12 protein-coding genes are annotated in these 15,314 nt (G+C 62.6%); 8 read left to right on the forward strand and 4 right to left on the reverse strand.

Annotated features, from left to right (window positions below; genetic code table 11):
* Positions 1-272, reverse strand: a 272-nt coding sequence (locus AC1Y2B_RS22065) for a substrate-binding domain-containing protein (protein WP_482255289.1), incomplete at its 3' end; no start/stop codon positions are given.
* A gap of 298 nt (positions 273-570) precedes the next feature.
* Here AC1Y2B_RS22065 and AC1Y2B_RS22070 point away from each other — a divergent pair.
* Positions 571-1,443, forward strand: coding sequence for a MurR/RpiR family transcriptional regulator (locus AC1Y2B_RS22070; RefSeq protein WP_482255290.1), 873 nt, complete (start codon positions 571-573; stop codon positions 1,441-1,443).
* On the opposite strand, the gene AC1Y2B_RS22075 is transcribed toward AC1Y2B_RS22070, so the two are convergent.
* The 3 genes from AC1Y2B_RS22075 to iolD are packed head-to-tail and all read right to left on the reverse strand — an operon-like array spanning position 1,440 to position 5,042.
* Positions 1,440-2,243: an SDR family oxidoreductase gene (locus tag AC1Y2B_RS22075; RefSeq protein ID WP_482255291.1), complete on the reverse strand. Its 804-nt coding sequence runs from the start codon at positions 2,241-2,243 to the stop codon at positions 1,440-1,442. The two genes, AC1Y2B_RS22070 and AC1Y2B_RS22075, sit on opposite strands and share 4 nt — an antisense overlap.
* A 17-nt stretch (positions 2,244-2,260) precedes the next feature.
* Positions 2,261-3,154, reverse strand: coding sequence for a myo-inosose-2 dehydratase (gene iolE, locus AC1Y2B_RS22080; protein ID WP_482255292.1), 894 nt, complete (start codon positions 3,152-3,154; stop codon positions 2,261-2,263).
* 1 nt (position 3,155) lies between these two features.
* On the reverse strand, positions 3,156-5,042 hold the full coding sequence (gene iolD / locus AC1Y2B_RS22085; RefSeq protein WP_482255293.1) for a 3D-(3,5/4)-trihydroxycyclohexane-1,2-dione acylhydrolase (decyclizing): 1,887 nt from the start codon (positions 5,040-5,042) through the stop codon (positions 3,156-3,158).
* 169 nt (positions 5,043-5,211) lie between these two features.
* On the opposite strand from iolD, the gene AC1Y2B_RS22090 reads away from it, so the two are divergent.
* The 7 genes from AC1Y2B_RS22090 to AC1Y2B_RS22120 form a co-directional block, all read left to right on the forward strand.
* Positions 5,212-6,651, forward strand: coding sequence for an NAD-dependent succinate-semialdehyde dehydrogenase (locus tag AC1Y2B_RS22090; RefSeq protein ID WP_482255294.1), 1,440 nt, complete (start codon positions 5,212-5,214; stop codon positions 6,649-6,651).
* A complete protein-coding gene (locus tag AC1Y2B_RS22095; protein ID WP_482255295.1) occupies positions 6,648-7,457 on the forward strand; it encodes an HpcH/HpaI aldolase family protein in 810 nt (269 codons plus the stop codon). The genes AC1Y2B_RS22090 and AC1Y2B_RS22095 overlap by 4 nt, the downstream gene beginning before the upstream one ends.
* Positions 7,457-8,410 (forward strand): hydroxyacid dehydrogenase, encoded by a 954-nt coding sequence (locus tag AC1Y2B_RS22100; RefSeq protein ID WP_482255296.1) that lies wholly within the window; start codon positions 7,457-7,459, stop codon positions 8,408-8,410. The genes AC1Y2B_RS22095 and AC1Y2B_RS22100 overlap by 1 nt, the downstream gene beginning before the upstream one ends.
* Position 8,411: 1 nt before the next feature.
* Positions 8,412-9,527: a Gfo/Idh/MocA family protein gene (locus AC1Y2B_RS22105; protein ID WP_482255297.1), complete on the forward strand. Its 1,116-nt coding sequence runs from the start codon at positions 8,412-8,414 to the stop codon at positions 9,525-9,527.
* Positions 9,524-10,594, forward strand: a complete 1,071-nt coding sequence (locus tag AC1Y2B_RS22110; protein ID WP_482255298.1) for a Gfo/Idh/MocA family protein — start codon at positions 9,524-9,526, stop codon at positions 10,592-10,594. Before AC1Y2B_RS22105 ends, AC1Y2B_RS22110 begins: the two co-directional genes overlap by 4 nt.
* A gap of 17 nt (positions 10,595-10,611) precedes the next feature.
* Positions 10,612-12,780, forward strand: coding sequence for a glycoside hydrolase family 3 protein (locus AC1Y2B_RS22115; RefSeq protein ID WP_482255299.1), 2,169 nt, complete (start codon positions 10,612-10,614; stop codon positions 12,778-12,780).
* Between the two features lie 424 nt (positions 12,781-13,204).
* Positions 13,205-15,314: conjugal transfer protein TraG N-terminal domain-containing protein (locus tag AC1Y2B_RS22120; RefSeq protein WP_482255300.1), on the forward strand; the 2,110-nt coding region annotated here is incomplete at its 3' end.

A 15,314-nucleotide genomic window follows, 5' to 3' on the forward strand; every position in this document is an offset into this window, starting at 1 on the left:
ATGGCTTGCGTGGCCGAGGTGTCAACCGGGTTCACGATGATCGCCGAAACGCCCGACGCGATGAAGTTGTTGATCTGGTCCAATTGCTTGGCCACATCGTCCTTCGCATCTTCGATCTGAACCTTTTGGCCGTTCTTGTCGGCATAGGCCTGAATGCCGTTGCGCAGAACGGTCAGGAAGTTGTCGTCAAACTTGGCCATCGAAACGCCGATGTCGGCCATGGCGGTCGTGCCCATCAGGGCGACGGCGGCGGCAACAAGATACTTCTTCATGGTCTCTCCTCCACTGATGGTGTCCGGCCCACCTTCCCTCACGCCGGATCGCCCTTTGGGGCGGTCATTCTGTGTTGCAAACAGCGCGTGAAAACGGCGCAAGCCTTCTCCTCCGCACCGCCAGATGCACTTCTCCAGATTCTGCAACACTTCGTTCGCAACATAAATTGCTTGCCCGCCTTTATGTCAACACTGATTCTGCAATGTTTGGTGTGAATGTCGTTTGGCATCGGAATTTGCGATTGCGGGGCGGCCGTATTGACTGCATGCTTTAAGAAAGCCTGAGTGGATGACGTAGATGACGGATAGTTTCCCACCCCAAAGTCATGAAGATTTGGTCCGGTTGATCCACGACCGGTACGATGGCATCAGCAAGACCTATCAGAAAATCGCGCTTTATCTTACCCAGAATCCCAATGAGGTGGCGGTAATGTCGGTGAACGCGATTGGCGAGAAGACGGGGATCCACGCCTCCAGTTTCGTGCGCTATGCGCAAACACTGGGTTTTCGCGGCTTCAAAGAGATGCAGGCGGTGTTTCAGCGCCGTCTGACCACCGCAGCGCCGGGGTTTGATGCCCGGATCAAGGCGCTGGAAGACGAGTTGGGCGAAAAGGAAGACCGAAGCGATCTGGGTTTTCTGCGCGATCTGGTGGTGCGCGACCTGACATCATTGCAGGATCTTTTGGCCAACATCTCGGCCGAGCAGATCGCGACCGCAGCCGACATGATGGAGGCGGCCGATACGATCTACCTTCTGGGTCAGTTGCGCTCGGCCGCCGTGGTGGACCTGCTACGCTACATGCTGACGATGCTGGGCAAGCGGACCGTTCTGCTGGATGCGGGGGGTGGTCTTGCAACGCATATTGCAAAAACCATCCAGCCCCGTGACCTGCTGTTTGCCGTATCGTTCCGGTTTTACGCGACAGAGGTGGTGAACATCGTCGACGAAGTGGCTGCGCGTGGCGTGCCTTTGGTGGCGATCTCGGACAGCACTCTGTCGCCGTTGGCGAAGTCGGCCAAGGTGCTCTTTGCCATTCCGGAGCATGAATACACCTTCTCGCGGAGCCTTGCGGCGCCAATGTGTCTGGCACAGGCTTTGACCGTGGCGCTTGCAGCCCGGCTTCAAAAGGATCGGGAAAGCCCCCGCATCCCGATCGTGACCAGCCGCTAGGCCAGTCGCATCGGGGCGTCGGGGACGGGCATTCCTCCGGCAACCGCACCCCAGACCGATTGGTCGAAGTTGACGATGGCGCCGGTCATCAGGCCTGCATCGGGGGAGACGAGAAAGTTGACGGCACGGGCCGCTTCCTCGGGGTCCACCAGACGGCCGAAGGGCAGTTTGGCGGCCGCTTTCGCCTCCCAATCGGCATCGGATGCCTCTTGCAGGGCGCGTTCGTTGTCCGAGGACATCCAGCCGACATTGAGCTGGTTGACGCGGATGCGGTTGGCCATGACGGAGAAGGCCGTGTTGGCGGTCAGCGTCGTCAGTGCGCCTTTGGAGGCGCAATAGGCGTTGATCAAGGGCTGGCCAGCGAGGGCCGAGATCGAGCCGATGTTGCAGATCGCCCCTTTGATGCCGTCGCGGATCATCAGCTTGATCGCCTCTTGCATCAGGAAATAGGGGCCGCGGACGTTGGTGTGGAACAGCGCGTCGAACGTTTCGGGCGAGGTATCCACGATGGTGCCTCGCGCGGTGGAGGCTCCGGCGTTGACCAGCACGTCGATCCGGCCAAAGAGGCGGTCGGTTTCGGCGATGACATGGCGGCAGTCTTCCACGCGGGCGAAGTCGGCGCGCAGGAAGTGGACGGGGAGGTCATGCGCCTCCGACAAGGCGCGGGCTGTGGCTTGCCCGCGTGTCATGTTGCGCCCGGTAATCACGATGCCCGCAGCGCCAGCGGCGGCCAAGCGGCGAGCAATAGCCGCACCCAAACCCTGCGTCGCCCCGGTGACGACGCAGATTTTGCCATCCATGCGGTTCCCCGAAAAGGTCACAGCACGACCTCATATCCCGCCGCCGCCATCACGCGCAGCAGTTCCTTGTGGCCCTTCTTGGCCATCTCCAGCGGCGGATTGGCCTTGGGGTCCTGTTCGGCTTCCACCACGAACCAGCCCTCATAGCCGTAGCCTGCCAGCTTCTTCACGATGGCTTCAAAGTCCAGCGAGCCATCGCCGGGAACGGTGAAGGCGCCTTTGACCACGGCATCGAGGAAGCTTTCCTTGCTGCGGTCCAGCCCATCCACCACCGAACGGCGGATGTCCTTGGTGTGGACATGGGTGATGCGCTTGTGGTGCGTCTCGATCACCCGCAACACATCGCCGCCCGCAAAGGCCATATGGCCTGCGTCAAACAGCAACGGCACGGTGGAGTGCTTCATCAAGAGGTCCAGCTCCGCCTCGGTTTCAATCGCAGCGGCCATGTGGTGGTGGTAGCTCAGCGGCATCCCATTGGCCGCGCACCAATCGGCGAAGTCGCTGATCTTGCGGCCATAGGCGGCGACCTCGGCTTCGGTGAGGCGGGGCTTGGTGGCCAAGGGAGCGGACTTGATGCCCTGAATGGAGCGCGCCGTTTCGCCATAAACGATACAAGGCGCGCCTGCGGCCTTGAAGAAGGCGTGTTGGGCGGCGATGCGGTCTTTCTCGACCTCGATATCGCCGTCGATGAGCAGGCCCGAGAACCAGCCGCCGCAGACCGAGATGCCGTATTTCTTCAGGATGGGCCCGAGTTCAGCCATGTCCATCGGGAAGCGACGGCCCGTCTCCATCCCGGTAAACCCGGCGACGGAGGCTTGGCGCAGGCATTCTTCAAGGCTCACGTCATCGGACAGTTCCGCGAGGTCGTCATTCCACCAGGCGATGGGGGCAATGCCCAGTTTGGCTTTCATATCATACTCCTACGCGCTGCTTGGCGCGGATGGCGATTTGAGACTCGCGGGCGGCGTTGACGCTGTCGCGGGTGGAGATTTCCGGCACGCCCACGTCCCAATCCGCATCGCCCGGAACCCAGGAATAGGCGTCGGTGACGATGGAGATGACGGTGGTGCGGTCGGTGGTCTTGGCCCAGGCGAGCGCGGCCTCAAGATCGGCAAGGCTGGCGCAGGCGCGGGATTCCGCCCCCATCGCGGCGGCGTGGGCGGCGAAATCGACGTGGAGCGGGTTGGCCTTGTCGGTGATGCGGCAGTCTTTCAGCAGGTTGTTGAAGCCCGGAACGCCCTTGAACTGCTGCAGGCGCGAGATCACCGCATAACCGCCATTGTCGCAGACCACGACGATCATCTTGTGACCCGACAGAACCGTCGAATAGATATCCGAGTTCATCATCATGTAGGTGCCGTCGCCCAGCATGACGATGGGCGTGCCGCCGAGGCCGCCCGGCCCTTCCTGCGCCATGGCACAACCCCAACCGGCAGCGATTTCATAGCCCATGCAAGAGAAGCCAAACTCCAGATCGAAAGAGTTCGGCGTCTTGACGCGCCAGCCTTTGGCGACCTCTCCGGGGATGCCACCGGCGGCGGCGATCAGCGTGTCATTCGGGGCGGCGGAGGCGTTCACGACATTGACCACTTGGGCATAGGTCGGGATGGGCGCATTGGTGGGGGTCTGGTGATCGTCCAGCAGCGCGTTCCACTCGGCGAAGAGGGCCTTGGCGTGGGGCATGTAGGCGGCGTCGGCTGTCCAGTCACCAAGAGCGGCGTCCAGATCGGCCACAGTCTCCAGCGCGTCCCCCACCACCGCCACAGCGCGGTGCTTGATGGCGTCAAAACGGGCGGCGTTGATCGAGATGAACTTCGCATCCTGCGCGAAGGCGGTCCACGATCCGGTCGTGAAGTCTTGCAGCCTTGTGCCGATGGCCACGATCACATCCGCTTCCGCCGCCAAGGCGTTGGCGGAGGTGGAGCCGATGATCCCGATGGGCCCGCAATGCACAGCGTGGTCATGGGTCAGGCCACCCTTGCCCGCGATGGTTTCCACCACCGGAATCCCGCGCTTCAAGGCAAAGGCGGCGACTTCGTTCTCGGCAATCGAATAGCGCACGCCGCCGCCTGCGATGATCAGCGGCTTCTTGGCGGTTTTCAGCAATGCCGCAGCCTCGGCAACCGTGTTGCGGTCAGCCCGCGGCCGGGGAATGCGCCAGACTTTGGGTTCAAAGAAGACCTCGGGGTAATCGAAGGCGAACTCTTGGGTGTCCTGCGGCAGGGCAAGGAAGGCCGGGCCGCAATCTGCCGGGTCCAGCATGGCCGCCACGGCTTGCGGCAGCGATTGCAGGATTTGCGCCGGATGCGCGATGCGGTCCCAATAGCGGGTGACGGCCTTGAAGGCGTCGTTCACCGTAATGGAGGGGTTGTTGTAATGCTCCACCTGTTGCAGCACCGGGTCGGGCAGGCGGTTGGTGAAGGTGTCGCCAGCGATCAGCAGGACGGGAAGACGGTTGGCATGGGCCGTGCCTGCCGCCGTCACCATGTTCAAGGCCCCCGGCCCGATGGAGGAGGTGGCGATCATCACCTGCCGCCGCCGCTTGGCCTTGGCAAAGCCGATTGCGGCCAAAGCCATCGACTGTTCATTCTGACCGCGCCATGTGGGAAGCTGGTCCTGCACCGACTCCAACGCCTCCGACAGGCAGGTCACGTTGCCGTGGCCAAAGATGCCGAAGACCCCGGCAAACAGCGGCACGCGGGCGCCGTCAATCTCGGTGTACTGCTGCGTCAGCCATCGCACCACGGCTTGAGCCATCGTCAGTCTTACGGTCGTTTGGCGAATCGTCGATTGGCTCATGTGATGTCCTCCCTGAGACTTGGGCGTCACAATAAGCGAAGACATTGAATATTGACAACGGCAATCTTCTGCAACGATAGTTGTGTGGCCGGTCCCGAGGGAGGATTCTGGCAAAGAGAGGTGGCGCCTTGACGCTGTCTCGGATGGGCAGTCAAAGGGGTTGGCCGATATGTATGATAAATTTGGGCTTTTCATTGACGGACGCTGGACAGCGGCGCTCGACGGCCGAACGGCGCCCGTCTTCAGCCCCGTGACAGAGCGGGCTTTGGGGCAGGTTCCCATTGCCAGTGCTGCCGATACCGAAGCAGTCATTGCATCGGCCAGTGCCGGATTTGCCGTCTGGAAAGCCAAGTCGGCCTTTGAACGCGCTGATGCATTGCACGCGATCGCCGATGAGATGAAGCGCCGCACGGATGAGGCGGCGACGATGATCTCGACCGAAACGGGCAAGCCGACTGCGCAAGCCGGGCGGGAGTGGGGCCTGTCGATTGATCAGTTCCGCTGGTTCGCCGAAGAGGCGCGCCGCGTCTATGGCCGCATCGTGGAATCCCGTGTTCCGGGCGGAAGGTTCGAGGTACACCATGAACCGGTCGGCATCGCTGCCGCCTTCACCGCCTGGAACTTCCCCGCCGCCCTGATCGCCCGCAAACTGGCCCCTGCGCTGGCGGCAGGGTGTTCTTCAATCGTGCGCCCGTCCTCCCAAACCCCGGGCGTGGCGATGGTGATTGTCGATTGCTGCCGGGCCGGGAACCTTCCCGCAGGTGTCGTGAACCTGGTGGTTGGCCCGACTGATGCCACCTATGCACCGATCATGGCGTCCAAGGCCGTTCGCAAAGTGTCGCTGACCGGCTCCACTCGGGTGGGTCAGCAGATGATCCGCGATGCGGCTGCGACCTTGAAGAAGGTCTCGATGGAACTGGGCGGCAATGCCCCTCTGATCATCTACGACGATGCCGATCTGGAGGCCGCACTGAACGCCTCGGTCCCCACCAAATTCGCCAATGCCGGCCAGGTTTGCGTGACGGCGGATCGCTTCTACATCCACGAAAGCCTGCATGACGCCTTCGTTTCGGGCTTTGTCGCCCGCACCAAGGCGATCAAGCTGGGGGACGGGCTTGACCCCTCGGTCGGCATGGGGCCGCTGATCAATGCAGGTCGCCTGGCCGAAATGGAGAAGATCGTCGCCGCTTCGGTTCAGGCCGGGGCCAAGCTGGAGCTTGGCGGGGCCAAGGCCGCGGGCTTCAACGCGGGGCATTTCTTTGAGCCGACCGTGCTGACCGACTGCACCGATGACATGTGCGTCATGGCGGACGAGAACTTCGGTCCCATTGCCGCCATCACCCGCTTCAGTACGGACGACGAAGTGTTGGCCCGCGCCAATGCCTCGGACATGGGCCTTTCCGCCTATGCCTTCACCCAAAGCCCCAAGCGCGCCCGCCGTACAGTGGCCGAGTTGAAGGCCGGCATGGTCGGCATCAACTCCTTCGCCATGGCCGCGTCCGAGGCGCCTTTCGGTGGCACCAACCACTCCGGTATGGGCCGTGAGGGTGGGATCGAGGCGATCCGCGATTATCTTGACATCAAATCCAGCCAAATGGTGTGGGCATGATTGCGAACAAACTCAAAGGCCTCTGGGCGACAGGCAAACCCACGATCAATGGCTGGTGCTCGATCGGCAACCCCTTCACTGCCGAGATCATGGCAGCGCAAGGTTTCGACTCGGTGACCATCGACATGCAGCACGGCGCTTTGGACTATTCCAGCGTTTTGCCGATGTTTCAGGTCATGCGCGCCTCGGGTGCGGTTCTGATGGCGCGGGTGCCGTGGAATGAACCCGGCGTGATCATGAAGGCGCTGGATGCCGGCGCTTATGGGATCATCTGCCCGATGGTGAACTCGGCCGAGGAAGCCGCGCGCTTTGTCAGCTACCTGCGCTATCCGCCGCTGGGGCAGCGCAGCTTCGGCCCGACCCGCGTCTCTTTTGCCGCCGGAGCGAACTATGCCGGCGAGGCGAATGACAACATGCTGGCTTTCGCGATGATTGAGACCGCCGAGGGCATGGCGAACCTTGACGCCATCGCCGCCACGCCGGGGCTGGATGGTATTTATGTTGGCCCTGCCGACCTGACGCTGTCCCTTACCCAAGGCCGCCTGCCCCCCGGCTTTGACCGCGAAGAGCCCGAGATGATCGCGGCCCTGCAAACCATCTTGGCGGCCTGCAAGAAGAACGGCATCCGCGCCGCCCTGCATTGCGGCACGCCCGACTATGCCGCCCGTGCCATCGGCTGGGGCTTCAACATGACCACGGTCGGCGGCGACTCCCGCTTTCTGGCCGCTGCTGCTGGAGCCGCCGTCGCAGGCTTCCGCAAGCTGACCGAAACCGCAGGCGCCAATGCCGAAAAGGGAGCCTACTGATGCCGCATATCCTGATTGCGGGCAAACTCCACCCCTCGGGCCTGGCCCTGCTGGAGGCTGCGCCGGGGGTCACGTTCACCCATGTCGAGGAAATCTCGGAAGCCTCTTATCAGCCCTATCTGACCGAGGCCGATGCGATCGTGATCCGCACCCAGCCGATGGGGGCAGCTTCGGTGGCCAAGGCCACACGGCTGCAAATCGTATCGCGGCATGGCGTGGGCTATGACGCGGTGGATGTGGCGGCGCTGAATGGGCGGAAGATCCCACTCTGCATCGTGGGGGATGTGAATTCCGTCTCGGTGGCCGAACATGCAATGATGATGATCCTCGCCTGCGCCAAGCAGGTCATCCGCTCCGATCGTGCCGTGCGTCAAGGCCCCTGGGGATGGCGCAACAAGCTGGAACAGGGCGAGGTCGCGGGCAAACGTCTGTTGATCATCGGCTATGGCCGGATCGGGCAGCATCTGGCCCGGATGGCCGGTGCCTTTGGCATGAAGATCGCTGCCTTCGACCCCTATCTGGCCCAAAAGGGCTGGCCAGAGGGTCAGGTAGCCTGCGCACCGTCCTTGGCCGAAGGACTGGCAGAGGCTGATTTCGTGTCCGTCCATATCCCCAAAGCAGATGGCCCTATGCTTGGTGCAGCTGAGATCGCAGGCATGAAGCGCGGCGCCATCATCATCAACACTGCCCGAGGTGGCATCGTGGATGAGGTGGCCTTGGCCGAGGCTCTGCGTCAAGGCCAGATCGGCGGCGCTGGGATCGACGTCTTCGACACCGAGCCGCCGCAACCCGATCATCCGCTTGCTGCCTTCGATCAGGTCATTTTGACCCCTCATACCGCTGGCCTGACCCGCGAGGCTGCCGAACGCATGGCCGTGGCTTCGGTCCAAAACGTGCTGGATCACTTCGCGGGGACGCTGAACCCCGCTCTGATCGTCAACAAGGATTTCTAATATGACCAAACCCAAACTCCGCATCGGCCTGATCGGCACCGGCTTCATGGGCAAGGCCCATGTCTTTGGTTTCACCTCGGCCCCGCGCGTCTTTGAACTGCCCTTCGAGCTGGAGCTGCACACGGTGGCCGACATCACCGACGCTGCGGCGGCAAGGGCCGCGCAGACGCTGGGCTTTGCCCACGCCACCTCGGACTGGCGCAGCATCATGGCAAACCCCGAGATTGATCTCGTCTCGATCACCGCGCCGAACGCCCTGCACAAGGAAATGTCCCTGGCCGCCATCGCCGCAGGCAAGCATGTCTATTGCGAGAAGCCCCTAGCGCCCCTGGCATCCGATGCCTTGGAAATGACCCTCGCCGCCGAGGCCAAGGGGGTGAAAACCCAAGTCGGCTTCAACTACCTCTGCAACCCCATGATGGCCTTGGCGCGTGACATGATCGCCGCCGGGGAACTTGGCGAGGTCCGCGGCTATCGCGGCATCCATTGCGAGGATTACATGGCCGATCCCTCCGGCCCCTATACCTTCCGCCACGATCCTGCGGGCGGCGGCGCCTTGGCCGACATCGGCAGCCATGCGCTGGCGACAGCAGAGTTCCTGTGCGGCCCGATCACCTGCGTGATGGGCGACTGCATCACGATGATTGCCGAACGTCCCGACGGACGCGGTGGCCGCAAGGCCGTCACCGTCGATGATGTGGGCCGCGCCTTCCTGCGCTTTGAAAATGGCGCCACAGGCTCGATCGAAGGCAACTGGATCGCCACGGGCCGCAAGATGCAACATGACTTCGAGGTTTACGGCACCAAGGGCGCTTTGGCCTTCAGCCAAGAACATTTCAACGTCCTCAACTACTTCTCCACCGCCGATGCAAAGGGCCGCCAGGGCTTCCGCCGCATCGAAGCCTCGCCGGACCATGCCCCCTACGGCCTGTTCTGCGTGGCCGCTGGCCACCAGATCGGCTTCAACGACCTCAAAGCCATCGAGGTTGCAGGCTATATCAACGCCATTGCCGGCGCACCCGAGCCCTTCAACTTCCGCGCCGGGCTGCGCATCCAGTCGCTGGTGGAAGCGATCCAGCGCTCCTCTGCAGCACAACAATGGATGGACGTGAAATGATCCGTTATGCCGTCGTTGGTGCAGGCTGGATTTCGCAGGAATCCTTTCTGCCGGGGGTCGCGCAAAGCGGCAACTCCACCATCACCGCCATCGTGACGGGCGATCTGGCGAAGGGTGCCAAGCTTGCGGCCTTCCATAATATCCCGCAGGTCGTGGCTTACGCCGATTATGACGCCCTGCTGGCTTCGGACACGATTGACGCAGTCTATGTGGCTTTGCCCAATTCGATGCATGCCGACTATACGATCCGGGCGGCGCGGGCGGGAAAGCACATCATGGTGGAAAAACCGCTGGCCACAACGGTCGCCGATGCCGAGGCGATGATCGCAGCGGCAGAGGGGGCGGGCGTCTACCTGATGACCGCCTACCGTTTGCACAACGAGCCGGGAACCGTGGCCGTGCTGGATCTCATCCGGCAGGGTGCCATCGGCACGCCCCTGATCTTCCAATCCATCTTCAGCTTCCAGACGACCTTGGGCAACCACCGCCTGCAGGCCTCGCATTGGGGCGGGCCGCTGCAAGACCTCGGCGTGTACAGCCTGAACGCCGCCCGCCATATCTTCAGCGAAGAGCCGATCCTTGCGACGGCGACGCTGTATCAACCGAAAGGCGACCCTCGCTTTGCCGAGGTGGAGGCGACGCTGGCCGCGACCCTGACCTTCCCTTCCGGCGGCATCGCGCAATTCGTCAGCAGCTTTGGCGCAGGAAGCGTGGATAACTACCGCATCGTCGGCTCCACCGGCGATATCGAGTTGGACCCGGGCTTCAAGGCGGACTGCGCCATGAAGATGCGGCTGCGGCAGGGCGGCGTGACTCAGGAAGTAAACTTCCCGCAGACCGATCACTTCGGCGCACAGGTCGCCTATTTCAGCGACTGCATCACCTCGCGCACCCCGCCCGAGGCTGACGGAGCCGAGGGTCTGGCCGACATGCTGGCCCTTCTGGCCATCGAGGCCGCCGCCAAGACCGGCCAGCCGCAAGCCATCCAAATCCCGCCGCGCAGCCGTCACCCCACCGCCGACATGGTCCGCCTGTCCGCACCCACCACCCACCGGCTGCTGCTGTAGCTTCACAAGAGGGCATGATGACAGACGACTCCTGCGAGACCTTCGACGATGCCGTGCGTCTGGCACGCACTGGCGCCTCCATCGAAGGCCTCGCACGGGGACTATATGCGCGCTTGACCCAGGCGGAGCGGCTTGGCCTTCTGGACGGCGATCAGCCCTTCTGGCCCGGCCTCGCTTCCATGATGAACGAAGGCTACAACATTCGGCCGATTGTTCATGGTGCAGTGAACCGGCTTGGCATTCCAGGCATCCGCTTCGTGGACGGCCCCCGGGGCTGCGTGGCTGGAGCGGGCACCGCCTTCCCCGTGGCAATGGCCCGTGGGGCGACCTGGGATGTCTCGCTGGAGGAGCGCGTGGGCGAGGTGATCGGCCGAGAGGTCCGGGCACAGGGCGGCAATTTCTTCGGCGGAGTTTGCATCAACCTGCCGCGCCATCCCGCCTGGGGCCGCATTCAGGAAACCTACGGCGACGAGCCCTACCACTTGGGTGAATTCGGTGCCGCCCTGACACGGGGCGCGCAGCGGCATGTCATGGCCTGCGTCAAGCATTTCGCCCTGAACTCGATGGAAAACGCCCGTCTCACCGTTGATGTCACCGTCAGCGAGGCTGATCTGCACGACATGTACCTGCCGCATTTCAAGCTGGTGATCGACGAGAACGTCGCGGCGGTGATGAGCGCTTACAACTCCGTCAACGGCGAATGGGCGGGGCAGAACGGCTATCTGCTGACAGAAGTGCTGCGCAACCAATGGGATTGGCAGGGCATCACCGTGTCGGACTTCGTCTGGGGTTTGCGCAACGCGACCAAGTCTTTGCAAGCCGGTTTGGACCTGGAGGAACCCTTCGCGCAACAGCGCGCTCAGCATCTGCCGGGCGATCTGGCATCTGGCACCGTCGAAATGACACTGGTCGAACGTGCCGGAACGCGGCTGCTCGCAGCACAGTTGCGTCACCATGCCGGCCTGACCCAGGCTGCCCCCGCAGCCGATGTGATGGCCAACGCTGAAGCGCGGTCGCTGGCCCGCGAGGTCGCTGGCCGTGCGATGGTTCTGTTGCGCAATGAACCCGTCGACGGGGCGCCGTTGCTTCCCCTCCAAGCAGACAAAATCCGCTCCATCGCTGTCATCGGCAGGCTGGCCGATGCGACGAACATGGGCGATGCCGGTTCGTCCGACGTACGTCCGCCCTCTCATGTCACCCCACTGGCAGGTCTGCGGGCTGCCTTCCCCAAGGCAAGGATCGAGCATGTCGGCCCGGACCGGCTCCACAAGGCCGCCGAACTCGCCGCAACAGCCGACGTTGCCATCATCATCGCAGGATATGACCGGCACAGCGAGGGCGAATACCTCGACCCCTCGGCCTTCCAACACCCGGCGCTGACCGCCCTTTACCCGCCCATGCCGGAAGGTTTCGATCCGGCCCAACTCGCTGCCCCTGTGCCGATGACCGGCGGGATGGGTGGAGATCGCCAGACACTGACGCTGCTGCCGGAAGACGAATCGCTGATACTGCAGGTCGCGGCCGCCAATCCCCGCACGATTGTCGCCATCGTCTCGGGTGGAGCGGTGCTGCACGAGGCTTGGCGTACCAAGGTGCCCGCGACGCTGATGATGTGGTATGCGGGGATGGAGGGCGGCCACGCTCTGGCCGATGTGCTGACCGGCGCCCAGAACCCCTCGGGCCGTCTGCCCTATGCGATCCCGAAATCAGCCGACCATTTGCCCGTCTATGACCGGGATGCCACCTCGATCACCTATGGCCGCCTGCACGGCCAACGTCTGCTGAATGACCTGGGTGTAGAAGCGGCCTATCCCCATGGCTTTGGCCTCAGCTACACAACTTGGGCCATAGAAGCCGCAAGGGTGATACAGTCCGACAAATCCGGCGCGGTCCTGCGAGCCACGGTTGCCAATCAGGGCGCCTTCGACGGTCATCACGTGGTCCAAATCTACGGAACCACAAGTGCAGGTCCCTATCGGGACCAACTCATGCTGGTGGGTTTCGCACCACTCCACGTGTCCGCAGGGACAGCTTGCGAGGTCGACGTCAAGGTTGAGTATTTGCCTTTGGCCTATTGGAACCCCGACCTCAAAATCCGCGTTCCGCCCGATCCTGTCACCGTCCGGTTGCTGGTCGGGGCGCATGCGAGCGACCCCTCGGCGATCCTGTGCCGGCCTTTGGCTTAGTGGCCCGAGTGGAACGAAAAGGCCGGACCCTTGCGTCAGTCTGGGCTCACTCCGCCTCAGACACGCCGCTAGCGATGCGTCTTTTGGAAATGGAGTGAAATAGTGGACAGACTAGGACTCAAACCGGCCGCTTTCTGACGCAAACTGTTCGGCTTTCGATATGGTCCAACGACCGGTTGCCGCCCCTTGCGTCGACCGCGCCGACATTGAAACAGCACCTTTGCTGATGCCAATAGGAAGAAGGCGATTTCGTTGAGCGACAATCTAGACAATACTCGGCGCCGTCTGGCGAGCGTTACTGGCCCCATTTGCACTTGCCAAACCATCGATGTCACTTTTGCCGGTCCCCCCTTGTCCCAGTCCCATGCCTGATGCTTTCCCCCACGCGGGGTGACCTCTTGCCCCGGTCTTGGGGAACTTTCGCATGCCGACTTTCGAAATCTACACGGTCGGCGGCGCCTACTATCTTTATGCCGTGTTCAACTTCCTCGCGGCCTTCACAGGCAGTGCGGATTTCAAGTTGTTCTTGTCGATTGCCTTTTCGCTTGGCGGAATCGGGCTTCTTTGGAGGATGATCTGGGGCGCGGGCCTGCGAGACCTCCTGCAGCAGATTGTGCTGATGCTGATCGTCGGGCTGGCGGGCGTGGGCATCAAGGCGCGGGTGGTGATCATCGATCCGACCTCGGGGACAATCCCGATCTATGGCACGGTGGACAATGTGCCCTGGTCGGTGGCGGTGTTGGGCTACTACACCACCGGCATTTCCTACCAGCTGACCTCCCGAATGGAGACGCTGCTCTCGACCCCAGACAATCTGAGCTACCAGCAAAGCGGCATGCTGTTCGGGGCGACGCTGTTGTCACAGGCGGCGCATTGGCGCGCGGTCTCGCCGCAGATTCACGAGCTCTTGGTTAACTACATGCAGAACTGCGTGATCGACGGGACGATGCTGGGGCATATGGACTTGGAAGAGGTGGCGCATACCGGGGCGCTTGATGCCGAGATCACCGCCAATGTGCCCCAGTCGCTGGCCTACTATGATCCGACGACGTCCCAGACTGAAAGCTGTGCGACCCGGTGGACAGCGGTTCGGGGCCTGATCACGGCCGAGGTCGAAAAGGTCATGACCCAGAAGGCGGCGGCGGCGTTTCCGGACCGGGTTGGGACCGGGGGATCGAATGTCGCCAAGCTGAAGGGCACCCTGTCAGATTTTCAGGGGCTGATTGGCATGTCGTCCTCTTCGGCGGTGGCGACCATCCGGCAGGCCATGCTGCTGACAGCGATGGACGACGCGGTGAACCGGTTCATCGCCTCCTCGGGCAATGATGCGGCCATGGCGCTCTATCAGACAGCCCGGACCAATGTGCAGACCAAGTCGTCCTATTCGGCGATCGGGGCCAGTGCTCTGAAATGGGTGCCGCTCCTGAAGGTGGTGCTGGAGACGGTCTACTATGCCTCCTTCCCGCTGGCGCTGTTCATGATGCTGGCTTTGCCGACGGGCTGGTCGATCCTGAAGGGTTATGCTGGGGGCTTCGTCTGGCTTGCTGCCTGGGGGCCGATTTCGGCAATCCTGCACATGATCGTGCTGGAATCCGCCTCGGGCTATTACCGCTCTGCCGGGCTGACGACCTCGGACGGCACAGTCAACGATGTCGTGCTGTCGCTCTCGAACCTCTACCAGATGCAGGCTGTGGAGGCCGATGTTGGCTCGGTTGCAGGCTATCTGATGATGTCGGTGCCCTTTCTCGCCACGGCCATCCTGTTCGGGGCAGACAAGATGACCTCGATGGCGACATCACTCCTGAACGTGGGGCAGGGGGCTGCAATCGAGACCGGGCGTGAGGCCGCCACGGGCACGATCTCCCTCGGCAACGTATCCATGAACAACATGGCGGCCAACAAGTGGAACACTTCGTCGGTGCGCGACGAGGGGCGATACACAGCTTTTGCCGGGAATGGCGCTTCCGTGACGCAGAACCCAGATGGTTTGGTCACGTACGGCCGCGGGTCTGCCGTCACCGAGACCGCGTTCAACGGATCGCTGTCGAACTCGGTGCGCAGCGAAATGTCCAACCGGGTCGAGGAGACGCGCACAACGGCCGCGACGAAGACGGCCGAGCTGTCGAGTTTCATGTCGGGAGCGACGGCAGACACGATGGGCTTTGTGAACTCGGTTATGGCGTCGAAGAGTTCCTCAGACAGCGGCACAGTCGATACCGGGTCGAGCCACAGCACCTCGGTTGCAAATGCCTGGCAGACAGTGCGGGATTTCGCGCGGGCGAACAATGTTTCGGATGAGGTGGCGCTCAATGCGGTCTTGGGTGCGAGCCTCGGTCTGGGGGCAGATCTCAGCGTGGGAACGCCAGGGAAGGATATTCTCGGATCCGGAATATCCGGTAGCGCCTCCGCGAATGTCGATGGGCGAACATCTGGAACTGCGTCGGCCTCCAATGGAGATACACTTTCACTCGCGGAAAAAGCTTCGACCGATCAGCGCCTCATGAGCGCCTTCGACACAATCGACAGTGCTCGAG

The organism is Stagnihabitans sp. (assembly GCF_964946895.1).